24 protein-coding genes are annotated in these 24,577 nt (G+C 48.7%); 17 read left to right on the top strand and 7 right to left on the bottom strand.

Going from position 1 to position 24,577, the window contains the following annotated elements:
* The first annotated feature begins 6 nt into the window (after positions 1 to 6).
* The 14 genes from sfsA to panC all read left to right on the top strand — a co-directional run bounded on the left by sfsA (position 7) and on the right by panC (position 13,548).
* Positions 7 to 711 carry a DNA/RNA nuclease SfsA gene (gene sfsA / locus WES_RS17120; protein ID WP_000672746.1) on the top strand — a complete coding sequence of 235 codons (705 nt, stop codon included), beginning with the start codon at positions 7 to 9 and terminating at the stop codon, positions 709 to 711.
* Positions 712 to 888: 177 nt separating this feature from the next.
* Positions 889 to 1,344 carry an RNA polymerase-binding protein DksA gene (gene dksA / locus WES_RS17125; RefSeq protein WP_001155227.1) on the top strand — a complete coding sequence of 152 codons (456 nt, stop codon included), beginning with the start codon at positions 889 to 891 and terminating at the stop codon, positions 1,342 to 1,344.
* Between the two features lie 66 nt (positions 1,345 to 1,410).
* Positions 1,411 to 2,307 carry a tRNA glutamyl-Q(34) synthetase GluQRS gene (gluQRS, locus tag WES_RS17130; RefSeq protein ID WP_032147816.1) on the top strand — a complete coding sequence of 299 codons (897 nt, stop codon included), beginning with the start codon at positions 1,411 to 1,413 and terminating at the stop codon, positions 2,305 to 2,307.
* A 59-nt stretch (positions 2,308 to 2,366) separates the two neighbouring features.
* On the top strand, positions 2,367 to 3,764 hold the full coding sequence (gene pcnB / locus WES_RS17135; protein ID WP_206748363.1) for a polynucleotide adenylyltransferase PcnB: 1,398 nt from the start codon (positions 2,367 to 2,369) through the stop codon (positions 3,762 to 3,764).
* The gene (folK, locus tag WES_RS17140; protein ID WP_016159366.1) at positions 3,761 to 4,240 is read left to right on the top strand and encodes a 2-amino-4-hydroxy-6-hydroxymethyldihydropteridine diphosphokinase; all 480 of its coding nucleotides are present in this window, start codon (positions 3,761 to 3,763) and stop codon (positions 4,238 to 4,240) included. The genes pcnB and folK overlap by 4 nt, the downstream gene beginning before the upstream one ends.
* A gap of 353 nt (positions 4,241 to 4,593) precedes the next feature.
* Complete coding sequence (locus tag WES_RS17145; RefSeq protein WP_010358095.1) at positions 4,594 to 5,178, top strand: fimbrial protein; 585 nt, start codon at positions 4,594 to 4,596, stop codon at positions 5,176 to 5,178.
* A 109-nt stretch (positions 5,179 to 5,287) separates the two neighbouring features.
* Positions 5,288 to 6,028 carry a fimbrial chaperone gene (locus WES_RS17150; RefSeq protein WP_000479610.1) on the top strand — a complete coding sequence of 247 codons (741 nt, stop codon included), beginning with the start codon at positions 5,288 to 5,290 and terminating at the stop codon, positions 6,026 to 6,028.
* 34 nt (positions 6,029 to 6,062) lie between these two features.
* Positions 6,063 to 8,660 carry an outer membrane usher protein gene (locus tag WES_RS17155; protein WP_016159367.1) on the top strand — a complete coding sequence of 866 codons (2,598 nt, stop codon included), beginning with the start codon at positions 6,063 to 6,065 and terminating at the stop codon, positions 8,658 to 8,660.
* Positions 8,661 to 8,675: 15 nt separating this feature from the next.
* Positions 8,676 to 9,251, top strand: coding sequence for a fimbrial protein (locus tag WES_RS17160; RefSeq protein ID WP_016159368.1), 576 nt, complete (start codon positions 8,676 to 8,678; stop codon positions 9,249 to 9,251).
* Positions 9,252 to 9,262: 11 nt separating this feature from the next.
* Positions 9,263 to 9,871, top strand: coding sequence for a fimbrial-like protein YadL (gene yadL, locus WES_RS17165; protein ID WP_105285311.1), 609 nt, complete (start codon positions 9,263 to 9,265; stop codon positions 9,869 to 9,871).
* Positions 9,872 to 9,897: 26 nt separating this feature from the next.
* Entirely contained in the window at positions 9,898 to 10,494 is a 597-nt protein-coding gene (locus WES_RS17170) for a fimbrial-like protein (protein ID WP_000553774.1), read from the top strand.
* 46 nt (positions 10,495 to 10,540) lie between these two features.
* Positions 10,541 to 11,779: a fimbrial-like adhesin gene (locus WES_RS17175; protein ID WP_016159370.1), complete on the top strand. Its 1,239-nt coding sequence runs from the start codon at positions 10,541 to 10,543 to the stop codon at positions 11,777 to 11,779.
* 114 nt (positions 11,780 to 11,893) lie between these two features.
* On the top strand, positions 11,894 to 12,685 hold the full coding sequence (panB, locus tag WES_RS17180; protein ID WP_000805483.1) for a 3-methyl-2-oxobutanoate hydroxymethyltransferase: 792 nt from the start codon (positions 11,894 to 11,896) through the stop codon (positions 12,683 to 12,685).
* An 11-nt stretch (positions 12,686 to 12,696) separates the two neighbouring features.
* Entirely contained in the window at positions 12,697 to 13,548 is an 852-nt protein-coding gene (gene panC, locus WES_RS17185) for a pantoate--beta-alanine ligase (protein WP_000905367.1), read from the top strand.
* A 94-nt stretch (positions 13,549 to 13,642) separates the two neighbouring features.
* Here panC and WES_RS17190 read toward each other — a convergent pair whose 3' ends face one another.
* On the bottom strand, positions 13,643 to 14,575 hold the full coding sequence (locus WES_RS17190; RefSeq protein WP_016159371.1) for an Rpn family recombination-promoting nuclease/putative transposase: 933 nt from the start codon (positions 14,573 to 14,575) through the stop codon (positions 13,643 to 13,645).
* A 273-nt stretch (positions 14,576 to 14,848) separates the two neighbouring features.
* On the opposite strand from WES_RS17190, the gene panD reads away from it, so the two are divergent.
* The gene (gene panD / locus WES_RS17195) at positions 14,849 to 15,229 is read left to right on the top strand and encodes an aspartate 1-decarboxylase (protein WP_000621515.1); all 381 of its coding nucleotides are present in this window, start codon (positions 14,849 to 14,851) and stop codon (positions 15,227 to 15,229) included.
* Positions 15,230 to 15,232: 3 nt separating this feature from the next.
* Here the strand turns inward: panD and WES_RS17200 are convergent, their stop codons facing one another.
* The 4 genes from WES_RS17200 to WES_RS17215 all read right to left on the bottom strand — a co-directional run bounded on the left by WES_RS17200 (position 15,233) and on the right by WES_RS17215 (position 18,754).
* Entirely contained in the window at positions 15,233 to 16,459 is a 1,227-nt protein-coding gene (locus tag WES_RS17200; protein ID WP_016159372.1) for a polysaccharide deacetylase family protein, read from the bottom strand.
* Positions 16,460 to 16,515: 56 nt separating this feature from the next.
* Complete coding sequence (locus WES_RS17205; RefSeq protein ID WP_000901973.1) at positions 16,516 to 16,956, bottom strand: PTS sugar transporter subunit IIA; 441 nt, start codon at positions 16,954 to 16,956, stop codon at positions 16,516 to 16,518.
* A 104-nt stretch (positions 16,957 to 17,060) separates the two neighbouring features.
* Entirely contained in the window at positions 17,061 to 17,831 is a 771-nt protein-coding gene (locus tag WES_RS17210) for an ABC transporter permease (RefSeq protein ID WP_000972201.1), read from the bottom strand.
* Positions 17,828 to 18,754: an ABC transporter ATP-binding protein gene (locus WES_RS17215; RefSeq protein ID WP_000150637.1), complete on the bottom strand. Its 927-nt coding sequence runs from the start codon at positions 18,752 to 18,754 to the stop codon at positions 17,828 to 17,830. The genes WES_RS17210 and WES_RS17215 overlap by 4 nt, the downstream gene beginning before the upstream one ends.
* 108 nt (positions 18,755 to 18,862) lie before the next feature.
* Here WES_RS17215 and can point away from each other — a divergent pair, with 108 nt between their 5' ends.
* Positions 18,863 to 19,525 (top strand): carbonate dehydratase, encoded by a 663-nt coding sequence (can, locus tag WES_RS17220; protein WP_000651596.1) that lies wholly within the window; start codon positions 18,863 to 18,865, stop codon positions 19,523 to 19,525.
* Positions 19,526 to 19,565: 40 nt separating this feature from the next.
* On the opposite strand, the gene hpt is transcribed toward can, so the two are convergent.
* Positions 19,566 to 20,102 (bottom strand): hypoxanthine phosphoribosyltransferase, encoded by a 537-nt coding sequence (gene hpt, locus WES_RS17225; RefSeq protein WP_000683335.1) that lies wholly within the window; start codon positions 20,100 to 20,102, stop codon positions 19,566 to 19,568.
* 205 nt (positions 20,103 to 20,307) lie between these two features.
* On the opposite strand from hpt, the gene gcd reads away from it, so the two are divergent.
* The gene (gene gcd / locus WES_RS17230; RefSeq protein WP_016159373.1) at positions 20,308 to 22,698 is read left to right on the top strand and encodes a quinoprotein glucose dehydrogenase; all 2,391 of its coding nucleotides are present in this window, start codon (positions 20,308 to 20,310) and stop codon (positions 22,696 to 22,698) included.
* Positions 22,699 to 22,879: 181 nt separating this feature from the next.
* On the opposite strand, the gene cueO is transcribed toward gcd, so the two are convergent.
* Positions 22,880 to 24,430: a multicopper oxidase CueO gene (gene cueO / locus WES_RS17235; RefSeq protein ID WP_016159374.1), complete on the bottom strand. Its 1,551-nt coding sequence runs from the start codon at positions 24,428 to 24,430 to the stop codon at positions 22,880 to 22,882.
* Positions 24,431 to 24,577: the final 147 nt, after the last annotated feature.

Genomic DNA, 24,577 nt, shown 5'->3' with positions numbered 1-24,577 from the left:
GTCACAATGAAATTTTCACCCCCTCTACAACGCGCCACGCTGGTTCAGCGTTATAAACGCTTTTTAGCCGATGTGATCACACCCGATGGCCGCGAATTAACGCTACACTGCCCTAATACAGGTGCGATGACCGGTTGTGCAACGCCTGGCGATACCGTCTGGTATTCCACTTCCGACAACACAAAACGGAAATATCCACACACCTGGGAATTGACCCAAAGCCAAAGCGGTGCATTTATTTGCGTCAATACACTTTGGGCAAACAGGTTGACGAAAGAGGCTATCCTCAATGGGGATATTTCGGAACTGTCAGGCTATAGCTCGCTGAAAAGCGAAGTAAAATACGGCGCCGAGCGCAGTCGTATTGACTTCATGTTACAGGCGAGGTTTCGACCTGACTGCTATATTGAAGTGAAATCGGTTACGTTAGCGGAAAATGAACAGGGATACTTTCCCGATGCAGTCACTGAACGAGGTCAGAAACATCTTCGGGAGTTGATGAGCGTAGCAGCTGAAGGTCAGCGTGCAGTGATTTTTTTTGCCGTGCTGCATTCAGCCATTACACGGTTTTCACCCGCGCGCCACATCGATGAGAAATACGCGCAACTATTGTCAGAGGCTCAACAGAAGGGGGTAGAAATTCTGGCTTATAAAGCGGAACTTTCTGCTGAAGGCATGGCTCTTAAAAAATCACTGCCGGTTACATTGTAGTAAAGTAAGTAACTGGTTAATTTACATTCTGGTCGCGTGCGCAAATACGCTTTTCCTCACACAGTTGTCAAGTGTTACGTTTAGATAATTGCTATCCGGAAAAGCATCTGCTATTTATAGCGGCCTCATTTTTCCCCCGAACATGGGGATCGATAGTGCGTGTTAAGGAGAAGCAACATGCAAGAAGGGCAAAACCGTAAAACATCGTCCCTGAGTATTCTCGCCATCGCTGGGGTGGAACCATATCAGGAGAAGCCGGGCGAAGAGTATATGAATGAAGCCCAGCTGGCGCACTTCCGTCGTATTCTGGAAGCATGGCGTAATCAACTCAGGGATGAAGTCGATCGCACCGTTACACATATGCAGGATGAAGCAGCCAACTTCCCGGACCCGGTAGACCGTGCAGCCCAGGAAGAAGAGTTCAGCCTCGAACTGCGTAACCGCGATCGCGAGCGTAAGCTGATCAAAAAGATCGAGAAGACGCTGAAAAAAGTGGAAGACGAAGATTTCGGCTACTGCGAATCCTGCGGTGTTGAAATTGGTATTCGTCGTCTGGAAGCGCGCCCGACAGCCGATCTGTGCATCGACTGCAAAACGCTGGCTGAAATTCGCGAAAAACAGATGGCTGGCTAATTACAGCCGTTCCATCACGTTTACCACAGGCGGGAAATGCTCCCGCCTTATTTTTTGTTCAACGAGATGACAGACACACACTATATTGGTCGCTTCGCCCCCTCTCCTTCCGGCGAGCTTCATTTTGGCTCTCTGATTGCCGCGCTTGGTAGCTATCTACAGGCACGCGCCCGGCAAGGTCGCTGGCTGGTACGCATTGAAGATATCGACCCGCCTCGTGAAGTTCCCGGTGCCGCAGAGACAATCCTGCGCCAGCTGGAACATTACGGTCTGTACTGGGACGGCGATGTTCTCTGGCAATCGCAACGTCATGACGCCTATCGCGAAGCACTCGCCTGGTTACGTGAGCAAGGGCTAAGTTATTACTGCACCTGTACGCGTGCGCGTATTCACAGCATTGGCGGTATTTACGACGGTCATTGCCGTGAATTACATCATTCCCCAGAAAACGCAGCAGTACGCATCCGCCAGCAGCATCCGGTCACCCAGTTTACCGATCAGCTGCGCGGTATTATTCACGCTGACGAAAAACTGGCGCGGGAAGATTTTATTATTCATCGCCGTGACGGTTTGTTCGCCTATAACCTGGCAGTGGTGGTTGACGATCACTTCCAGGGCGTGACAGAAATTGTCCGTGGCGCAGATTTGATTGAACCGACGGTGCGACAAATCTCGCTGTACCAGCTTTTTGGCTGGCAGGTGCCAGATTACATTCATTTGCCGCTGGCGCTTAACGCACAAGGCGCTAAACTTTCCAAGCAGAATCATGCGCCTGCGTTGCCGAAAGGCGATCCTCGCCCGGTGTTAATCGCCGCGCTTCAATTTCTGGGTCAGCAGGCAGAAACACACTGGCAGGATTTCAGCGTCGAGCAAATCCTTCAGTCAGCCGTCAAAAACTGGACGCTGACCGCCGTACCTGAGTCGGCAATTGTAAATTCAACATTCTCAAATGCGTCATGCTGAGCTATGATTAGCCGCTATTTTTTTGTCCTGAATGATGTTTGACACTACCGAGGTGTACTATTTTTACCCGAGTCGCTAATTTTTGCCGCAAGGTGCTAAGCCGCGAGGAAAGCGAAGCTGAACAGGCTGCCGCCCGTCCCCAGGTGACGGTGATCCCGCGTGAGCAACATGCTATCTCCCGCAAAGATATCAGTGAAAATGCCCTGAAGGTAATGTACAGGCTCAATAAAGCGGGATACGAAGCCTGGCTGGTTGGCGGCGGCGTGCGCGACCTGTTACTTGGCAAAAAGCCGAAAGATTTTGACGTGACCACCAACGCCACGCCTGAGCAGGTGCGTAAACTATTCCGTAACTGCCGCCTGGTGGGTCGCCGTTTCCGTCTTGCTCATGTGATGTTTGGCCCGGAGATTATCGAAGTCGCAACCTTCCGTGGACACCACGAAGGTAACGTCAGCGACCGCACGACCTCCCAACGCGGGCAAAATGGCATGTTGCTGCGCGACAACATTTTCGGCTCCATCGAAGAAGACGCCCAGCGCCGCGATTTCACTATCAACAGCCTGTATTACAGCGTCGCAGATTTTACCGTTCGTGATTACGTTGGCGGCATGAAAGATCTGAAAGACGGCGTTATCCGTCTGATTGGTAACCCGGAAACGCGCTACCGTGAAGATCCGGTACGTATGCTGCGCGCGGTACGTTTTGCGGCAAAACTGGGTATGCGCATCAGCCCGGAAACCGCAGAACCGATCCCTCGCCTCGCTACCCTGCTGAACGATATCCCTCCGGCGCGCCTGTTTGAAGAGTCTCTTAAGCTGCTACAAGCGGGCTACGGTTACGAAACCTATAAGCTGTTGTGTGAATATCATCTGTTCCAGCCGCTGTTCCCGACCATTACCCGCTACTTCACGGAAAATGGCGACAGCCCGATGGAGCGGATCATTGAGCAGGTACTGAAGAATACCGATACGCGTATCCATAACGATATGCGTGTGAACCCGGCGTTCCTGTTTGCCGCCATGTTCTGGTATCCACTGCTGGAAACAGCACAGAAGATCGCCCAGGAAAGCGGCCTGACCTATCACGACGCTTTCGCGCTGGCGATGAACGATGTGCTGGACGAAGCCTGCCGTTCACTGGCAATCCCGAAACGTCTGACGACTTTAACCCGCGATATCTGGCAGTTGCAGTTGCGTATGTCCCGTCGTCAGGGTAAACGTGCATGGAAACTGCTGGAGCATCCTAAGTTCCGTGCGGCTTACGACCTGTTGGCCTTGCGAGCTGAAGTTGAGCGTAACGCTGAACTGCAACGTCTGGTGAAATGGTGGGGTGAGTTCCAGGTTTCCGCGCCGCCAGACCAAAAAGGGATGCTTAACGAACTGGATGAAGAACCGTCAGCTCGTCGTCGTACTCGTCGCCCACGCAAACGCGCACCTCGTCGTGAGGGCACCGCATGACAGTGGCATATATTGCCATAGGCAGCAATCTGGCCTCTCCGCTGGAGCAGGTCAATGCTGCCGTGAAAGCCTTAGGCGATATCCCTGAAAGCCGCATTCTTGCCGTTTCTTCGTTTTACCGCACCCCACCGCTGGGGCCGCAAGATCAACCTGATTATCTGAATGCTGCCGTGGCACTTGAAACCACTCTCACGCCCGAAGAGTTACTCAATCACACACAGCGTATTGAATTGCAGCAAGGTCGCGTCCGTAAAGCCGAACGTTGGGGACCGCGCACGCTGGATCTCGATATCATGCTGTTTGGTAATGAAGTGATAAATACCGAACGCCTTACCGTTCCACACTACGATATGAAAAATCGTGGCTTTATGCTGTGGCCGTTGTTTGAGATTGCGCCTGACGTGGTGTTTCCTGATGGGGACAATTTAGTTGGTCTTTTAAAAACAAAAGGCTTCAGTAAATTAAATAAATGGTAATTCATTTTTGCACTGAATATAAATTTTTTCTGAAAATACCCCCACCTCAATTGCCAAATCAATTCGATTAAGATAATAAGAGTTATCCTTTATTGGATATTAATATCTCTGAATACTCCCACCTTCCATACACCATCCTTCACCATTTTAAAATTTAGTTTTACTTAAAATCTAATTAAGTGGATTTATAATATTAGATATGCACAATATGCGGCTTAATGATGAATGGTTGTAACATTTGGTAAGTTCAGGCATCTATCATTAACAAACTTATTTGTTGCACATTCGTTATGTATTGACGCCGGTGTTACAAGATAAGTCATCTGCTTATGGAATATTATTCAAGGATTTTTATGTCTAAAAAATTAGGTTTTGCCCTGTCCGGCCTGGTGCTGGCAATGGTTGCAGGTTCTGCTTCAGCTGCTTTAGATGGTGGTCAGTTAAACATCAGCGGTCTGGTAGTAGATAATACCTGTGAAACGCGTGTTGATGGCGGCAATAATGATGGTCTGATCCTGCTGCAAACCGCTACCGTTGCCGATATCGATGACGGCGTACTGGAAACAACCGTTGGTGCCAAAGCTAAACCTTTTAGCATCACTGTTGACTGCAGCAAAGCTAACCCAGCACCTGGCACTACCGCTGATATGACGTTTGGCACCGTTTTCTTTGGTAACAGCAAAGGTACGCTGAATAACGATATGTCCATCAACACCCCGTCTGTTGGTGTGAATATCGCTCTGCACAACATTGATGGTTCTACTATTAAACAAGTTAAAATCAATAACACAGGCGATATCTATTCAAAACCGCTGGATGCCACATCAAAATCTGCAACGTTTGATTTCAAAGCCTCTTACGTTCGTGAAGATGCAAGCACGGCTGCGACCGCTGGTTTTGTAAGAACCAATACAGCATATACCGTAACTTACCGGTAATTATTCATCAATCAAATGAATTGATTGAATTTATATAGGGAATAACATCCGTGAGAAAGACTCCTGATGTTTATTCCCTTGTTCCTATTAACTCTGTCAGGGATGGTTTATGTTTTTAAATACCAAACATACAGCAGCATTTTGTATCGCGGCTTGTATGGCTTTTAGCGCACCAGCGTTAGCGGATATTGTAATTTCTGGTACGCGTGTCATTTATAAAAGTGATCAAAAAAGCGTAAATGTTCGTCTGGAAAATAAAGGCAATAATCCTTTACTTGTTCAGAGTTGGTTAGACACGGGTGATGATAATGCCGAGCCAGGTTCTATTTCCGTGCCATTTACTGCAACTCCCCCCGTATCCCGTATTGATGCAAAACGGGGTCAAACCATCAAACTGATGTATACCGCCAGCACTCCTCTGCCAAAAGACAAAGAAAGTGTGTTCTGGTTTAACGTGCTGGAAGTTCCGCCAAAACCTGACGCCGAAAAAGTGGCTGATCAAAGCCTGCTCCAGTTGGCATTTCGCACCCGAATCAAACTTTTTTATCGCCCGGAAGGTTTAAGTGGGAATCCTTCTGAAGCTCCGCTAGCCCTGAAATGGTCCTGGGCTGCTGCTGGAGGCCAAACGGCATTACGCGTTTCTAATCCAACACCTTATCACGTCTCTTTTAGTAGTGGCGATTTGGAAGCCAATGGCAAACGCTATCCGCTTGATATGAAGATGGTTGCGCCATTCAGTGACGATGTCATCAAGATAAATGGTATCAGCGGCAAAACCGCCTCAGCAAAAGTGCATTTCTACGCCATTAACGATTTTGGTGGCGCAATTGAAGGCGAAGCCAGGCTGTAATTTGGCAAAGATATAACGTAGCAGGAAGCAGAACGTGCCCTATAAAACAACGATAATTCATCACAACCTCACGCAGATCGCTACGTTTTGCGCGCTGCTTTATAGCTCCAGTTGCCTAAGCGCAGAACAAGTTGAATACGACCCAACCTTCCTGATGGGGCAGAATACTTCCAATATTGACCTTAGTCGATACAGTGAGGGCAACCCCACGCTACCGGGTATTTATGACGCAAGCATTTACGTTAATAATCAACCAGTTACAAATCAGAGCATCCCTTTTATTGTTGTTGAAGGGAAGAAAAATGCACTGGCCTGTATCACGCTGAAGAATTTGTATCAGTTTCACATTACGCCACCAGAGGCGATAAGCGAAACAATCGTCTTGCTTGAGCGTGATGAAGAACTGGGCGATTGCCTCAACATTGCGGCAATGATTCCACAGGCATCTGTCCGTTATGATGTGAACGATCAACGTCTGGATATTGATGTTCCCCAGGCATGGGTAATGAAGAATTATCAAAACTATGTTGATCCTTCATTGTGGGAAGACGGTATTAACGCCGCCATGCTGTCTTACAACATCAACGGTTATCACAGTGAAAGTCCTGACAGGAAAAATGACAGCATTTATACCGCATTTAACGGTGGCGTAAATTTAGGAGCATGGCGCTTGCGCGCCTCAGGTAACTACAGCTGGATGACCAATTCTAATGGCGATTATGATTTTCAGAATCGGTATCTACAACGCGATCTCGCTTCATTACGCTCACAACTAATTATTGGCGAATCATATACCACTGGTGAAACATTTGATTCGGTCAGTATTCGCGGTATTCGCTTTTATAGCGACAGTAGAATGTTACCTCCGGCGTTGGCCAGCTTTGCCCCGATTATTCATGGCGTCGCCAACACTAACGCAAAAGTTACCGTTACTCAGGGCGGTTATAAGATCTATGAAACGACTGTACCGCCTGGCGCATTTACCATTGATGATCTCAGTCCATCAGGCTATGGCAGCGATCTGATCATCACAATTGAAGAATCCGATGGAAGCAAACGCACTTTTTCACAGCCATTTTCATCGGTAGTACAAATGTTACGTCCAGGCGTTGGTCGGTGGGATATCAGCGGTGGTCAGGTATTAAAAGATGATATCCAAGATGAGCCTAACTTATTCCAGGCCAGCTATTACTATGGTTTAAACAACTACCTGACGGGTTATACAGGTATTCAACTTACCGATAATAACTACACTGCAGGATTACTGGGGCTTGGCCTTAATACCAGCCTTGGCGCATTTTCTGTCGATGTAACTCACTCCAATGTCCGCATCCCGGACGATAAAACATATCAGGGGCAAAGTTATCGTCTTTCATGGAATAAATTGTTCGAAGATACACGCACTTCATTCAATATCGCAGCTTATCGTTACTCAACACAAAACTACCTTGGCCTCAATGATGCTCTGACTCTGATTGATGAGGTAAAGCATCCAGAACAAGATCTTGAACCGCAATCCATGCGCAATTACTCACGCATGAAAAATCAGGTTACGGTAAGTATTAACCAGCCTCTGAAATATGAAAAAGAAGATTACGGTTCGTTTTATCTTTCCGGAAGTTGGTCTGACTACTGGGTTTCCGGGCAAAGTCGGAGCAATTACTCAATAGGTTACAGTAATAGTGCATCCTGGGGCAGTTATAGCATCAGTGCACAGCGTTCATGGTCTCAACAGGGTGAAGACGAAGACAGTGTTTATCTCAGTTTCACCATTCCTATTGAAAAGCTTCTGGGTACAGAACACCGCGATTCTGGCTTTCAGACTATTGATACTCAGTTAAATAGTGACTTTAAAGGCAACAACCAACTCAATGTCAGCAGCAGTGGTTTTAGTGAAAACAATCGTGTCAGTTACAGCGTGAATACTGGCTATACGATGAATAAATCCAGTAATAATTTGAGCTATATCGGAGGCTATGCCAGTTATGAATCCCCCTGGGGTACGTTGGCTGGTTCAGTTTCCGCAAGTAGCGATAACAGTCGTCAATTTTCTCTCAATACTGACGGTGGTTTTGTACTACATCGCGGTGGTCTGACATTCAGTAATGACAGTTTCAGCGACTCAGACACACTGGCAGTTGTTCAGGCCCCTGGAGCAAAAGGCGCTCGCATAAATTACGGTAATAGTACGGTCGATCGCTGGGGCTATGGCGTTACCAGTGCGCTTTCTCCTTATCATGAAAACCGCATTGCTCTGGATATTACAGACATTGAAAATGATGTTGAATTGAAAAGCACCAGTACAGTTGCCGTACCACGTCAGGGGTCAGTGATCTTCGCCGGTTTTGAAACGGTACAGGGACAATCTGCCATTTTGAACATTAAACGCAGTGATGGTCAAAACATTCCTTTTGCGGCAGATATATATGACGAACGGGGCAATGTTATTGGCAACGTTGGTCAAGGTGGTCAGGCTTTTGTTCGTGGTATCGAACAACAGGGAAATATCCAGGTTAAATGGCTCGAAGAGGGTAAACCTGTCAGTTGTCTTGCCCATTATCAACAAAATGCAGAGCCAGAAAAAATAGCACAAACGCTTATTATCAATGGGATTAGTTGTCAAATTCAGTAACCATAAGGGATGCAAATGATAAAAATGATACCGCATAAATTAGTGATACTGATGGGATTGCTATTATCACCATCAGCGTTCGCTGAAGATATTAATGTTGATTTTACGGCAACAGTTAAAGCAACAACCTGTAATATCACTCTGACTGCATTAAATGGCTCTAGCGTCACAAATGATGGAAACGATAATTACACATTAAGAATGCCCAATATGGGGCTGGATAAAATTGTTAATGCAGCAACAGAAGCCCAGGCAGACTTTAAATTAGTTGCCAGTGGGTGTAGCAGCGGAATCAGTTGGATCGACACTACCCTGTCAGGTAATCAGTCCGGCACCTCTCCAAAACTGATTATCCCACTTGCATCGGATTCCTCCTCAACAACCGATTATATAGGTATGGGAATAAAAAGGCAGAGTGCAGATGATTCAACATTTCTGAAACCAAACAGCGCAGAAAAAATTCGCTGGAGTTTAACAGAAATCAATACCAGTGGTCTTGCAATGACCGTTGCGCTACGCGAGACATCGGCAGGACAAGGCGTTCCAGGAAACTTTCGCGCAAAAGCGACATTCAATTTCATCTATGAATAATAAGGATGACAATAATGATAAATAAAAAATTACGTTCTGGATTATCCATTGGTTTAGCTCTGGCGGTATTTCAGTTCACTAATCCTTTATATGCGGCTACAGATAGCCTTGGACTGACCGTTGTTACTACTGTAGAGATGGGGACCTGCGACGCAAAGCTGCTCAATGATAGCAATCAACCCATATCTGTTGTGGAATTTGGTGATGTTTATATTTCTGAAATCAATGCCAAATCCAAGATTAAAACGTTTAAATTACAGTTTAAAGACTGTGCAGGTATTCCTGGGAAAAAAGCCCAGATTAATCTGACTAAACGCGCAACTTGTGAAGGAATAAATAACGATGGTCCCGGTTTTGCCAATGGTTCTACCGGCACAGGTAAAGCAAGCGCCGTTGCCGTAGAAGTCTGGAGTACGACTACTCCCGCTGTAGGCAATGCGGCACAATTTAGTTGCGTTGCACCTGCAAATAAAGAAGTCACGATCGCAACTGCAACGGGCAACAATGTTGTGGATTACCCAATGAGCGCCCGCCTGGTAGTGGATAAAGACAAAACTGTCAGTAATGTCACCGCCGGAACCTTTTCTGCTCCGGCAACATTCACTGTAACCTACAACTAACAGGCCATCATATTCAGGAACTCACCATGCATCCCACCCAACGTAATATGATGAAAAAAACAGGTTTGTTTTTGTCTTTAATATTGTCCACGGCCTCTCCCGCTATTGCCGGCATGGATATTGACATGACGGCAAATGTAAAAAATAGTACCTGTCAAAGCGGAGTCAGTAATCTGGGTAATATCGATCTGGGGGTCGTCGGTGTGGGATACTTTTCCGATAATACATCCCCAGAAGATTATCAACCTGGGGGAAAAGAATTTACAGTTACTGTTACAGACTGCGCATTTCAGGAAACAGGAGATGTTCTCAGTCAGTTGCATATAGACTTCAGAGCACTCAATGGCGTGATGGCAGCAGGCTCCCAACAAATTTTTGCTAACGATAATGCGGCAGGGGCGACTAATGTCGGCGTAGTCATTTTTTCCATCCAGGATCCGGCAAATAAATTCAATGTTCTAAGTAGTACAGGAACTTCTCGATCATTCTATCCAGTAATGACATCGGCAATGAATAATTCCACCTGGAAATTTTATGCGCGAATGCAAAAAATCAATACTTCCGTGCCTATAACATCCGGACAAGTCACCAGTAATGTCTTAATTGATATTTATTATGAATAAATACGCTGATATTGGATAAGATAATTTTATGTTCAATGGAGTGATTATGAAAGCAATGTTTCATTTTTTAACGTTTATATGCGTGCTGATTTTGAGTGTTACAGCAAAGGCTAACAACACCAGTATTATTGCTGGTAACGAATCGATCACCAAGATGAGTGGTCCTTCATCTGGAGGTCGGGCGACATTTCGTTATTCGGCGGGTGCTAACAATCTTGTGTTTTATAAGCCAACCCAACTCGGCCCTACGGGGGTAACTCTTAAGTTTGCTGAAGTAGACTCCGCAGGGACTGATGGTGATGGTTTAATTTATTGTAATACCAGTGGTCGTGCTAGTGGCGAACCTATGACAATTGAGCATAAGATGGTTGATTCCGGTAAAAGTTATGGTGGGCACAAGTTATTTGAAACTACCGTTCCAGGTCTCTATTACACACTAAAAATATCAAGAGTCTGGTCTGCCTGGAATACTACAACCAATATAAATGAAGTTTACATTGGTGACCAAACCGCATACGTTTTCCGCTTCACTATCACCAACTCTACTCTCCGGAGATATTGCAATGACTATGCCAATAAAGAAGGAACATACTGGTCTATTGGCGGGATAGTCCAGGATCTCACTATTGATTTTTATACTGACCAAACATTTAACCCAACGGCCAATCAGCAAGTTGGATTAAAGACCACTTCAAATTATTTATATAGTTTTAAATCCTATGGTGCTGGACAATATATCAGCAGTGATTATATCTACATCGACTTTAACCTGGTAAATTTACATATTACGTTGCCCACCTGTTTTACTTCCGTACTTACCGGCCCCACCGTCAGTGGTTCAACGGTTAATTTAGGGGAGTACACTGCGGGACAAATATCTTCAAATTCAGCGTCGCCAGTCCCCTTTGATATTTCTCTGCAAAACTGTATTCGCATACGCAACATTGAAGCAAAAATGACATCGACAAAAGTTGGGATTTCAAATCGACAGTTGCTGGGTAATACATTAACAAGTTCAGATAGTGCTACGGGCGTTGGCGTTCTTATTGAAGGCTTACCTAATTCTGTACATTCGCAAAAAGTTATTCTCGAACCGAATAACAGCAGTTCAGTTTACAAAGACTATGAATCTGAAACTGACAGTAGTGGCGGTATTTACCCTGAAAAGGATCGGGGAACTTCCCAGCCCCTTCATTTCCAGGCAACATTAAAGCAGGATGGAAGTAACCAGATTACCCCAGGGGAATTTAAAGCGACCAGTACTTTCCAGATCACCTACCCTTGATTCACATAAGGCACATCGCCAGGCAACTGACGATGTGCCCCACTAAAACGATTGCCCCCCCTTCTCCGCCTGATAGAATGCCAACAGATCTGACATTAGCCATCAGGACACGTTATGAAACCGACTACCATTTCCCTGCTGCAAAAATGTAAACAGGACAAAAAACGCTTCGCCACCATCACTGCTTACGACTATAGCTTTGCAAAATTGTTTGCCGATGAAGGAATTAACGTCATGCTGGTGGGTGATTCCCTTGGAATGACGGTTCAGGGGCATGACTCTACCCTCCCCGTCACTGTGGAAGATATCGCCTACCACACAGCCGCCGTTCGTCGCGGTGCGCCAAACTGTCTGCTGCTGGCTGACCTGCCATTTATGGCTTATGCCACTCCTGAACAAGCATTTGAAAACGCCGCAACTGTCATGCGCGCGGGTGCGAATATGGTCAAAATCGAAGGCGGTGCCTGGCTGGTAGAAACAGTTCAAATGCTGACCGAACGTGCCGTTCCGGTGTGTGGGCATTTGGGCTTAACGCCGCAGTCGGTGAATATTTTCGGCGGTTATAAAGTGCAAGGGCGCGGCGATGCAGGCGACCGTTTACTCAATGACGCATTAGCGTTAGAAGCCGCAGGCGCACAATTGCTGGTGCTGGAATGCGTGCCGGTTGAGCTGGCAAAACGTATTACCGAGGCGCTGGCGATTCCGGTTATCGGTATTGGCGCGGGGAATGTAACCGACGGACAAATCCTCGTGATGCACGACGCATTCGGCATAACCGGTGGTCACATCCCTAAATTCGCCAAAAATTTCCTTGCCGAAGCGGGCGACATCCGCGCGGCTGTGCGGCAGTATATGGCTGAAGTGGAGTCCGGCGTTTACCCGGGCGAAGAACACAGTTTCCATTAAGGAGTCACGTTGTGTTAATTATCGAAACCCTTCCGCTGCTGCGCCAGCAAATTCGCCGCCTGCGTATGGAAGGCAAGCGCGTGGCGCTGGTGCCTACCATGGGTAACCTGCACGATGGCCATATGAAGCTGGTCGATGAAGCCAAAGCCCGCGCCGATGTGGTCGTCGTCAGTATTTTCGTTAACCCGATGCAATTCGACCGCCCGGAAGACCTGGCTCGCTATCCACGCACCTTGCAGGAAGACTGCGAGAAGCTAAACAAACGTAAAGTGGATCTGGTTTTCGCTCCATCAGTAAAAGAGATCTACCCGAACGGTACAGAAACCCACACCTATGTTGACGTTCCGGGGCTGTCCACCATGCTGGAAGGCGCTAGCCGTCCGGGACATTTTCGCGGCGTTTCGACCATCGTCAGCAAACTGTTCAACCTGGTCCAGCCGGACATCGCCTGCTTCGGTGAAAAAGATTTTCAGCAACTGGCGCTGATCCGCAAAATGGTTGCCGATATGGGCTTTGATATTGAGATTGTCGGTGTGCCAATTATGCGCGCCAAAGACGGTCTGGCGCTCAGTTCTCGTAACGGTTATCTGACGGCAGAACAACGCAAAATTGCGCCAGGTCTGTACAAGGTTTTATGTTCGATTGCAGACAAATTGCAGGCTGGAGAGCGGGATCTTGATGAGATTATTGCTATTGCAGGGCAAGAACTGAATGAAAAAGGTTTCCGCGCCGATGATATTCAGATTCGTGATGCTGACACGTTGCTGGAAGTCACTGAAAACAGTAAACGCGCCGTGATTCTGGTAGCCGCCTGGCTTGGCGACGCTCGCCTGATCGACAACAAAATGGTCGAGCTGGCGTAATATTTAACTGGCGCTACGGCTGATGGCGCCAGTTATTCATTTGCCCACGTCATGGCGATGACGTCTGTAAGCAATTATTCATATCGCAGGCAACTTAGTTAATCAGCTTATCAACCTCAGCAAAAGGTAAATTTGCCATTTCTGCAACATCGTCTCGAGACATCCCTTTACTCAAAAGACGCTTGGCGAATTCCTGCCTTTCCTCTTGTCTTGCCTCCTGTCTCCCTTCCTGTCTTCCCAGCTGTATCCCCTTCTCAATGCCCTTCTCAATGCCCTTCTCTTCAAACCACTGCGCCAACGTCATCATAGACTCCCCTCCCGATTCCCTGTCTCTCACCACACCGTAAAACAAATCCGCTTGTTCAGTATGACCGCGTTGCAGCATATAGTTTTGCATGGCAACTAACTGACTTCCGCTAGTGTACCCTTCGTCAATCAGCGTGACCAGTTGCTCCAGCAATAACATTAAGTCGCGCTGGCGAATATGTTTTTGCAGCAGTTCGAGGATCGCAATCCGCCGGTGCTGCATGATTTCGTCATCCGGCGTGATGGTGATATCCACCAGCGGGAAAGGGTTGTTGTAGACGCGTCGCGCCAGTTCCGGTGAGTAAAACATATCAAACCAGCACATTGAGAGCGGGTAAGGTGTGGCCTCGCCCTGATAAAACAGAATCGGCACCACCAGCGGCAGCTTATCGTGGTCAGCCTCCAGATGTCGGTGCATGGCGGCAATAGAGTAGCGCATCATACGAAAGGCCATTTTTTTGTCCGGCTTGCTTTGATGCTCAATCACGACATACATATAGCCGGGATTACCCAGCATTTGCACGGAATAGAGCACGTCGGTGCTGTGCCCTTTCAGGCTCTCTTCGATGAAACTTCCCGACTCCAGATGCAGCGTGTTGAGATCGCAGATCTCACGCAATTCCTCAGGCAGGTGTATGTCGAGGAAGTCGCGAGCGGTATCCGCATGCATTAAAAATTGTTTAAACACCGCGTCATGCGGCGTGGTACTTGGTGCGTCCATCTTACCTGCCTTCCGTGTTGTCTTGCGTGAAGGCAGTATCCAGTCAAGGCACGCAGTCGTCAGCCGCCTCTTTGTTGTTTACCGAGCAGCGTTCAGAGAAATTTCAATCGGTTACAGGCGTTGCATGGCGGGCTTCGGCGCGGTACGCAAACTACTGATGCAAATGCCGTCAGATGAGTAGACACTAAACAAAAATCGGGCAATACTGCGTGAGAATTTTCTCAAAGCAGGCTCCGCCTGCTTCGTTAACGACAGGGTAGAAAGGTAGAAGTTATGATTCGCACGATGCTGCAGGGCAAACTCCACCGCGTGAAAGTGACTCATGCGGACCTGCACTATGAAGGTTCTTGCGCCATTGACCAGGATTTTCTTGACGCAGCCGGTATTCTCGAAAACGAAGCCATTGATATCTGGAATGTCACCAACGGCAAGCGTTTCTCCACCTACGCCATCGCGGCAGAGCGCGGTTCGAGAATTATTTCTGTCAACGGCGCGGCGGCCCACTGTGCCAGCGTCGGCGATATTGTCATCATCGCCAGCTTCGTTACCATGCCAGATGAAGAAGCTCGCACCTGGCGCCCCAACGTCGCCTATTTTGAAGGCGACAATGAAATGAAACGTACCGCGAAAGCGATTCCGGTACAGGTTGCTTGATTGTTATCCCTGCGGCTGGTTACTCACCAGCCGCGACATCGTCTCCAGCGAATCCGTTCTTAAGATATAAAGTCGTTTTAGCAACAAGGGATTATCCCCCGGTTTAACTTTACCTTTCATGGTCGTCACCGCCAGATGAAATCCGGCATCATTTGCCGCTTTAACCGCTTTGTCATTAAATCCGCCAAACGGATAAGAAAGATACAATACATGCGGATTAAATTGCGTCAGCGCCCGACGTGAACGTTCAAAATCAAACAAAATATTATGCTCACTGCGGCTAAGTAATATGGGTCGGCGATAACCATCAACCCGATGTAAAAAATGGGTATGTGACTGGAAATCAAAAACATCGCTGACATCATGCAGTTCAGAAATACTCATAAACTGTAATGACTGTGGATTCCATTTTTGTGGATGGCGTTTAATACGCGAGGTAATAATAAATGCCGTCGCCTTCATACCGTATCCTTTCAGAATGGGATATGCATAACGACTCACCGACTTCAAACCATCATCAAACGTCAGCACAACCGCGCGAGCGGGTAGATTCATCGAATTACGCAGATATTCTTCCAGTTGATACAAGGTCAACGTGGTATATCCCCTGTCGCGCAACCAGGTCATCTGGTTATTGAATGCACGTACCGAGGTCGTGGTCGAAGTATGGCGAAAACGGGTATTCTCTTCATCGCGTAAAATATGATGGTAGGTCAATACAGGAATACCATTATCCTGCTGCGCATCCAGCGCACTGATATAGGCCAGACGTTCGCCAATACGAATTTGATACCAGGTTTGATTCAGGCGATCTTTCAATTTATTGATAATGGGATAACGCAAGTTATCGGCCAGCACGCCAAATGGCGCACTGCCTGCATCGGGCGCGTTATATACCGGCGTATCTTTCCAGGTAATAAGATTTTGGTTGCTCAGTGGTTTATTCAGATCGCCCAGACCATCTTCAACTTTTTGCCGCCCTTGTACAGGCTCAAGATGACCTTTATCAATATACCCCCTACCAAAACCAAAATTGAATTCATAATAATCGGCTGCGGTTGGGATGACCGAAATAATCTGCCCGGCACGAATGTTACCGACAGTTACCGTGTTGTCGCCAATTTTTCCCCAGATAGTCGCATCCTGAGTGGTTTGCATATAACGCGTGGGAAGTGCTGCGCTGACAGCTGATGAAACCAGCAGCATCAGGATAATTATCTTTTTAATCATGAGGAAACTACCAGGCGAGAAACAACGCCGTTAGTGTAGCAAAATCAGAATGCGATTTAATACTCGAACCAATTGTGCTTGAGGACAAAAGGGGGATTCTTTTGTTGCTGATGCCAGAGGCTACTGACTTCTGGTGCTCCTGATGCCACGATATGCTCTCGAAATGCCGCACTGGACATTGTCTCCCGACAGGGGAGCATCTGCTCAATTAACGGTAACGTCACCCCAGAAATGACTTCGCAACGAGAATGCTTGTGGCTTAATAACGACGCAACGCGATAAGGTGCAGCGCCTGCTATATCGGTTAAAAAAATCACCCCATCGCCAGAATCAGTTTCATGCAGAGCATCGCACATCATGCGGCTAAGCATATTTGAACTTAACCCGCGCCAGAAATTCACTGCCCGGCACTGGATAAGTGCGCCATGTTTTTTTTCCAGCGCATCCAGTATCTCTTGCGCCCTATCGTCGTGACAGGTAATAACCCAACCTAACATCGCTTTCCTCCTTAGCCGAAAATCAGTCTACCCTGACCATTGTTGATAAAGGGTGATAGCCGTCAAAACTCCCCTCCCCCGCATCCGGAGGAGAGGAGATAGACTTAGCTACGCAAGCCGCGCCCACGCTGGATCAGCGACCAGCAGATCAGATAAAACGCAATAATAAAAACAACCAGTACGCCAAAAGTAGTGACCAGCGGCACATCATTAATGCCGAGGAAGCCGTAGCGGAAACCACTGATCATATAAACGATTGGGTTCAGGTGTGACAGCCCCTGCCAGAACGGCGGCAGCAAAGTCAGAGAGTAAAAGACCCCGCCCAAATACGTGAGTGGCGTTAACACAAAGGTTGGCACCAGGCTGATGTCATCGAATGTTTTGGCAAACACACCGTTCAGCAAACCCGCAAGGGAGAACAACACAGCTGTGAGCACCAGCGTTAAAGCAACGAATACCCACGAATGCACCTGAAACGGCACAAAGAACAGCGAGATCGCCGTCACCAGAATGCCAACAAACAGACCACGCGCCACGCCACCGCCGACATATCCGGCAATAATGACGTGAGTCGGAACCGGCGCTACCAGCAGCTCTTCAATATTACGCTGGAACTTGGCACCAAAAAATGATGATGCAACGTTGGCGTAGGCGTTGGTGATCACCGACATCATGATCAGCCCCGGTACGATGAACTGCATATAGCTGAAGCCATGCATATCACCAATGCGAGAACCAATCAGGTTGCCGAAGATAATAAAGTAAAGGGTCATGGTGATGACCGGCGGCACCAGCGTCTGCACCCAGATACGCATAAAGCGATGAATTTCTTTCGCCCAGATGCTTTTTAACGCCACCCAGTAAAGATGCATCATGCGCGATCTCCTTGTTTTTCATTAACCAGTGAAACAAACAGCTCTTCCAGACGGTTGGCTTTGTTACGCATACTTAATACCTGAATGCCCTGCTCGCTTAACTGCGTAAACACACTGTTGATCCCCTGCTCACGCAGCACTTCAACTTCAAGCGTGGCGGTATCTACCAGTCGATACTGATAGCCATCGAGTTTCGGCAACGGGCTTTTCGGCGCCAGATCGAGAATAAAGGTTTCCGATTTCAGCTTCGCCAGCAGCGCCTTCATCGAGGTATTCTCCACCAGTTCACCGTGCTGAATAATGCCGATATTGCGGCACAGCATTTCTGCTTCTTCCAGGTAGTGCGTGGTGAGAATGATGGTGGTGCCTTTGTCGTTTAAATCCTTCAAAAAGCCCCACATTGAGCGGCGAAGTTCGATATCCACACCTGCAGTTGGTTCGTCAAGAATCAGCAGTTTAGGTTCATGCATTAACGCACGGGCGATCATTAAACGGCGCTTCATCCCACCAGATAACATACGCGCACGTTCGTTACGCTTTCCCCATAGATCGAGCTGTTTAAGATACTTTTCGCTGCGGATGTACGCTTCTTTGCGCTCTACGCCGTAGTACCCCGCCTGATTCACCACTATTTGCTGTACGGTTTCAAACGGGTTGAAGTTAAATTCCTGCGGCACCAGCCCCAACTGGCGTTTGGCGTTGACGACATCTTTTTCAAGATCGTAACCAAATACGCTGACGCGCCCGGAGGTCTTATTTACCAGCGAGCTGATAATACCGATAGTGGTCGATTTCCCGGCCCCATTCGGCCCCAGAAGCGCATAAAAATCACCCGCCTCGACCTGCAAATCTATTCCACGAAGCGCCTGAACGCCGCCTGGATAGGTTTTTTTAAGCTGTTGAAGTTCCAGTGCAATGGTCATAAATTTTTACTTACCTTACGTTCTTACACTTTATCTGTGGTTTAAATCGTCCCGGAGTTGCCCTATATTAGCCAAACGTAATTATTTGGTTACAGGTCGTTAACCTCCATGAAAGACATAGATACACTCATCAGCAATAATGCACTATGGTCAAAAATGCTGGTGGAAGAGGATCCCGGGTTTTTTGAGAAACTGGCACAAGCGCAAAAACCGCGCTTTCTATGGATTGGATGTTCCGACAGTCGCGTTCCTGCAGAACGTTTAACCGGTCTTGAGCCGGGCGAACTCTTTGTTCACCGTAATGTTGCTAACCTGGTCATTCACACCGATCTAAACTGCCTCTCCGTGGTTCAGTATGCAGTGGATGTTCTCGAAGTTGAACACATTATTATCTGTGGCCACTATGGTTGCGGCGGTGTGCAAGCTGCAGTTGAAAACCCGGAACTGGGGCTTATCAACAACTGGCTGCTGCATATCCGCGATATCTGGTTCAAACATAGCTCATTGCTCGGCGAAATGCCGCCGGAACGTCGTCTGGATACCCTGTGCGAACTGAACGTAATGGAACAGGTATATAACCTGGGTCACTCCACCATTATGCAATCAGCGTGGAAACGCGGGCAGAAAGTCACCATTCACGGCTGGGCTTACGGCATTCACGACGGCTTACTGCGTGACCTGGATGTCACAGCCACCAACCGCGAAACCCTGGAGCAACGTTACCGCCACGGGATTTCCAACCTCAAGCTGAAGCACATCAACCACAAATAAATTCGCTATGCCGGATGCAACACATCCGGCAAATCCGCACTTACTCGTCCAGCAGAATCACTTTGCCGATATACGGCAGATGGCGGTAACGCTGTGCGTAATCAATACCGTAACCCACCACAAACTCATCCGGGATCGAGAAACCGATAAATTCTACCGGGACGTTCACTTCACGGCGGGACGGTTTATCCAGCAGCGTACAAATCGCCAGCGACTTCGGTTCGCGCAGGCTTAAGATTTCACGCACTTTCGACAGTGTATTACCCGAGTCGATGATATCTTCAACAATCAGCACGTCCTTGCCACGGATATCTTCATCCAGATCTTTGAGGATTTTCACATCACGGGTGGTGGACATGCCGCTACCGTAGCTGGAGGCGGTCATAAAGTCGACTTCATGAGATACCTGAACTTCACGGCACAGGTCCGCCATAAACATAAATGAGCCACGCAGCAGGCCTACCAGCACCATATCGCTGCCGCTGTCTTTGTAACGCTCAGTAATCTGACGACCCAGTTCGGCGATACGCGCTTTAATCTCCGCTTCGGGGATCATTACTTCTACAGTATGTTTCATATCTCTAACCATATGATTTAAAAACAAATCACTTCGCACGGGCTGGCTTCGGCACCGCAGCAAAGCGCAAGACACGCAGTATACCAGTAAAACTATTCATTGGCGGAATCTGTTAATAAAGCTCAAATTGTGATGACGATCACACATGTTAAAACCTATAATTAATTGCTACTAAAATATTAATGAATTGAAATGGTGTTTCTTTATGGCAATTAACAATACCGGCTCGCGACGATTACTCGTCACGCTAACAGCCCTTTTTGCAGCTCTTTGCGGGCTGTATCTTCTCATTGGCGGAGGCTGGCTGGTCGCGATTGGCGGCTCCTGGTACTATCCTATTGCAGGCCTTGTGATGCTCGGCGTCGCCTGGATGCTGTGGCGCAGTAAACGCGCCGCGCTTTGGCTGTACGCGGCTCTGCTGCTCGGCACCATGATTTGGGGCGTCTGGGAAGTCGGTTTTGATTTCTGGGCGTTGACCCCGCGCAGCGATATTCTGGTCTTCTTCGGCATCTGGCTGATCCTGCCGTTTGTCTGGCATCGACTGGTCATTCCTTCCAGTGGCGCAGTTGCCGCGCTGGTAGTGGCGTTGCTGATTAGCGGCGGAATTCTCACCTGGGCGGGATTTAACGATCCGCAGGAAATCAATGGCACCTTAAGCGCCGATGCCACACCAGCAGAAGCCATCTCCCCCGTTGCCGATCAGGACTGGCCTGCCTATGGCCGCAATCAGGAAGGCCAACGCTTTTCGCCTCTGAAACAAATTAACGCCGATAACGTCCACAACCTGAAAGAAGCCTGGGTATTTCGCACGGGTGATGTGAAACAGCCGAACGATCCGGGCGAAATCACCAATGAAGTGACGCCAATTAAAGTGGGCGACACGCTTTACCTGTGTACCGCTCACCAGCGCCTGTTTGCTCTCGATGCCGCCAGCGGCAAAGAGAAATGGCACTACGATCCTGAGCTGAAAACCAACGAGTCTTTCCAGCACGTAACCTGCCGTGGCGTCTCTTATCATGAAGCCAAAGCTGAAACCGCTTCGCCGGAAGTGATGGCGGATTGCCCGCGTCGTATCATTCTTCCGGTGAATGATGGCCGCCTGATTGCGATTAATGCTGAAAACGGCAAGCTGTGCGAAACCTTCGCCGATAAAGGCGTGCTCAACCTGCAAAGCAATATGCCGGACACGAAGCCGGGTCTGTATGAGCCGACTTCGCCGCCGATTATCACCGATAAAATCATCGTAATGGCCGGTTCAGTCACCGACAACTTCTCAACCCGCGAAACGTCTGGCGTGATCCGTGGTTTTGATGTCAACACCGGGAAGCTGCTGTGGGCCTTTGATCCGGGCGCGAAAGATCCGAACGCGATCCCCTCTGACGAACACACCTTTACTTTTAACTCGCCAAACTCCTGGGCACCTGCGGCCTATGACGCGAAGCTGGATCTGGTGTATTTGCCGATGGGCGTGACCACGCCAGATATCTGGGGCGGTAACCGCACACCGGAACAAGAACGTTATGCCAGCTCGATTCTGGCGCTGAATGCCACTACCGGGAAACTGGCGTGGAGTTATCAGACCGTTCACCATGACCTGTGGGATATGGATCTTCCGGCACAGCCGACGCTGGCGGATATCACCGTTAATGGTCAGAAGGTGCCGGTTATTTATGCTCCTGCGAAAACCGGCAACATTTTTGTGCTCGATCGTCGTAACGGCGAACTGGTGGTTCCTGCCCCGGAAAAACCAGTGCCACAAGGCGCAGCGAAAGGCGATTACGTTACCCCGACCCAACCGTTCTCTGAACTGAGCTTCCGTCCGACGAAAGATTTGAGCGGCGCGGATATGTGGGGCGCCACCATGTTTGACCAACTGGTGTGCCGCGTGATGTTCCACCAGATGCGCTATGAAGGCATTTTCACCCCACCATCTGAACAGGGTACGCTGGTATTCCCGGGTAACCTGGGGATGTTCGAATGGGGCGGGATTTCCGTTGATCCGAATCGTGAAGTGGCAATTGCCAACCCAATGGCGCTGCCGTTTGTTTCGAAACTGATCCCGCGCGGCCCTGGCAACCCAATGGAACAGCCGAAAGATGCCAAAGGCACGGGTACGGAGTCCGGTATTCAGCCGCAGTACGGCGTGCCGTATGGCGTCACGCTCAATCCGTTCCTTTCACCGTTTGGTCTGCCGTGTAAACAGCCAGCATGGGGTTATATTTCGGCGCTGGATCTGAAAACCAACGAAGTGGTGTGGAAGAAACGTATTGGTACGCCGCAGGACAGTATGCCGTTCCCGATGCCGGTTCCGGTGCCGTTCAACATGGGTATGCCGATGCTTGGTGGACCAATCTCCACAGCGGGTAACGTGCTGTTTATTGCCGCTACGGCAGATAACTACCTGCGCGCTTACAACATGAGCAACGGTGAAAAACTGTGGCAGGGTCGTCTACCAGCGGGCGGTCAGGCAACACCGATGACCTATGAAGTGAATGGTAAGCAGTATGTGGTGATCTCCGCAGGCGGTCACGGTTCATTTGGTACGAAGATGGGCGACTATATTGTGGCTTATGCGCTGCCGGATGATGTGAAGTAAGATTCGCTCAGATTACTGACAAAGTGCGCTTTGTTCATGCCGGATGCGGCGTAAACGCCTTATTCGGCCTACAAAATCGTATGGTACGTAGGCCTGATAAGCGTAGCGCATCAGGCAGTTTTGCGTTTGTCATCAGTTTAATGCCCGGAGAGATCCGGGCATCTTCCCGAATACAGTATTTTTACACCGTAAACCCTAACATCATCCCCGTATCTTCATGCTCCAGCAGATGGCAGTGCGCCATATAAGCGTGTTCTTTCGGTGCATCATGATTAAACTTCACCAGCACTTCGCTGACATTACCTTCCACCTTAACGGTATCTTTCCAGCCTGCGCGATGCGTCGCTGGCGGTTTGCCATTTTCTGACAAGATACGGAACTGCGTACCGTGGATATGGAACGGATGCAGCATCATGTCACCCACGCCAGAAATAACCCAACGCTCGTACTGCCCTTTCGCCGCCGCAAACATCGGCTTGTTCATATCAAACGTCTGACCGTTGATTTTATTGGCATGGTGGAAATCGAACTTCCCGCCGTGGTTCATATGATTCATATTGCCGTGCCCCATATGCCCCATCATCTGGCTGTGATCCATCCCGGTCATCGCCTGATCGCCATATTTCTCCATTAGCATCTGCATTCCCATCATATCGAGCATCGGATCCATAGAGAGTTGCAGTTTGCGTACCGTTAATCCGTCCAGCGAAGGTAAAACAGGCAGGCTACTTAACGCGTCAGGTAAGGCACCTGAAGCACTAATAGCAATCGGCTGAATACGCATTACCGGATGCGGCTTGTCAAACGGCGCAATCGCCATCCCCATCTGGCTGACCGGTAGCGTCACCAGATCAAACGGTTTGTTGTCGTTAACCTCCACCAGCACTTCAAAACGCTCACCCATCAGCACCGGCAGCTCGCTCACCTTCACCGGTTCAGGCAGCAGACCACCGTCGCTGGCAATCACATACAGCGGGCGATTGTCGCTGGTGGCGAAATTGAGCGAGCGGGCATTACAGCCATTGAGCAAACGCAGACGCAGCCAGCCACGCGGAGCAGCATGTTGCGGGTAGATAGCGCCGTTGGTCAGCAGCGTATCGCCAAACCAGCCCACGGCGGCGGTCATCACATCCAGTTGATAATCAATCTGTCCGTCGGCGTTAAATTTTTTATCCTGAACAATCACCGGGACATCATCGATACCCCACTGTTTCGGCAGCATTAATTTCAGGATTTCGTCATCTTCAATCACCACCAGCCCAGCCAGCCCCATCGCCACCTGTCGCCCGGTCTTGCCGTGTTGATGCGGATGGAACCAGCAGGTAGCGGCAGGTTGATCGACGTTCAACGTCACCGTGCGTTTACCACCAGGCGGAATAATCCCCTGCGGGCCGCCGTCCACTTCCCCCGGCACTTCCAGCCCGTGCCAGTGCAACGTCGTATCTTCCGCCAGTTGGTTATAGATATCAACCGTTACCGCTTTGCCGCGCTGTAATTTCACCGCTGGCCCCAGCAGATTGCCGTTGTAACCCCAGGTGGTCGCCGTTTTTCCGGCAAAGCTGGACTGGCCTGCGCCAATAGTTAACTGAATACGATTACGGGCATCGGTCGTGAGCAAATCAGGGATCGGTAACGTTGGACGATCCGCCGCAAATACTGTGCGGCTCCACAACGGCAAGGCCGAAGCCACGCCCAGCGCGACGGAATATTTTAAGAAATCACGACGTTGCATAGTTATTTCCTTATTCTTAAGCAGGCGAAACAAAATCAAACGTTGAGCATAGTCCTTCCCCTTACAGGAAGGTCAAGCCACAGACACAATTTAATCCACAATAATGGTCGTCGCCTCGCTCGCAGTGTGCTAACGTTTATCATCTTT

It is taken from the genome of Escherichia sp. KTE31 (assembly GCF_000407925.1).
Classification (GTDB): Bacteria; Pseudomonadota; Gammaproteobacteria; order Enterobacterales; family Enterobacteriaceae; genus Escherichia; species Escherichia ruysiae.
The sequence above is the reverse complement of the archived record's forward strand: the minus strand, read 5'-3'. Positions and strand labels throughout refer to the sequence as shown.

What these genes read in the sequence shown, in the direction of transcription:
- WES_RS17190 (WP_016159371.1), bottom strand. Translation starts at nt 14,575, where the DNA reads ATGGACGCACCAAGTACCACGCCGCATGACGCGGTGTTTAAACAATTT.
- WES_RS17160 (WP_016159368.1), top strand. Translation starts at nt 8,676, where the DNA reads ATGATAAAAATGATACCGCATAAATTAGTGATACTGATGGGATTGCTA.
- WES_RS17150 (WP_000479610.1), top strand. Translation starts at nt 5,288, where the DNA reads ATGTTTTTAAATACCAAACATACAGCAGCATTTTGTATCGCGGCTTGT.
- panD (WP_000621515.1), top strand. Translation starts at nt 14,849, where the DNA reads ATGATTCGCACGATGCTGCAGGGCAAACTCCACCGCGTGAAAGTGACT.
- can (WP_000651596.1), top strand. Translation starts at nt 18,863, where the DNA reads ATGAAAGACATAGATACACTCATCAGCAATAATGCACTATGGTCAAAA.
- WES_RS17175 (WP_016159370.1), top strand. Translation starts at nt 10,541, where the DNA reads ATGAAAGCAATGTTTCATTTTTTAACGTTTATATGCGTGCTGATTTTG.
- WES_RS17210 (WP_000972201.1), bottom strand. Translation starts at nt 17,831, where the DNA reads ATGATGCATCTTTACTGGGTGGCGTTAAAAAGCATCTGGGCGAAAGAA.
- sfsA (WP_000672746.1), top strand. Translation starts at nt 7, where the DNA reads ATGAAATTTTCACCCCCTCTACAACGCGCCACGCTGGTTCAGCGTTAT.
- cueO (WP_016159374.1), bottom strand. Translation starts at nt 24,430, where the DNA reads ATGCAACGTCGTGATTTCTTAAAATATTCCGTCGCGCTGGGCGTGGCT.
- WES_RS17170 (WP_000553774.1), top strand. Translation starts at nt 9,898, where the DNA reads ATGCATCCCACCCAACGTAATATGATGAAAAAAACAGGTTTGTTTTTG.
- WES_RS17200 (WP_016159372.1), bottom strand. Translation starts at nt 16,459, where the DNA reads ATGATTAAAAAGATAATTATCCTGATGCTGCTGGTTTCATCAGCTGTC.
- gcd (WP_016159373.1), top strand. Translation starts at nt 20,308, where the DNA reads ATGGCAATTAACAATACCGGCTCGCGACGATTACTCGTCACGCTAACA.
- WES_RS17145 (WP_010358095.1), top strand. Translation starts at nt 4,594, where the DNA reads ATGTCTAAAAAATTAGGTTTTGCCCTGTCCGGCCTGGTGCTGGCAATG.
- WES_RS17205 (WP_000901973.1), bottom strand. Translation starts at nt 16,956, where the DNA reads ATGTTAGGTTGGGTTATTACCTGTCACGACGATAGGGCGCAAGAGATA.
- folK (WP_016159366.1), top strand. Translation starts at nt 3,761, where the DNA reads ATGACAGTGGCATATATTGCCATAGGCAGCAATCTGGCCTCTCCGCTG.
- panB (WP_000805483.1), top strand. Translation starts at nt 11,894, where the DNA reads ATGAAACCGACTACCATTTCCCTGCTGCAAAAATGTAAACAGGACAAA.
- hpt (WP_000683335.1), bottom strand. Translation starts at nt 20,102, where the DNA reads ATGAAACATACTGTAGAAGTAATGATCCCCGAAGCGGAGATTAAAGCG.
- WES_RS17215 (WP_000150637.1), bottom strand. Translation starts at nt 18,754, where the DNA reads ATGACCATTGCACTGGAACTTCAACAGCTTAAAAAAACCTATCCAGGC.
- dksA (WP_001155227.1), top strand. Translation starts at nt 889, where the DNA reads ATGCAAGAAGGGCAAAACCGTAAAACATCGTCCCTGAGTATTCTCGCC.
- gluQRS (WP_032147816.1), top strand. Translation starts at nt 1,411, where the DNA reads ATGACAGACACACACTATATTGGTCGCTTCGCCCCCTCTCCTTCCGGC.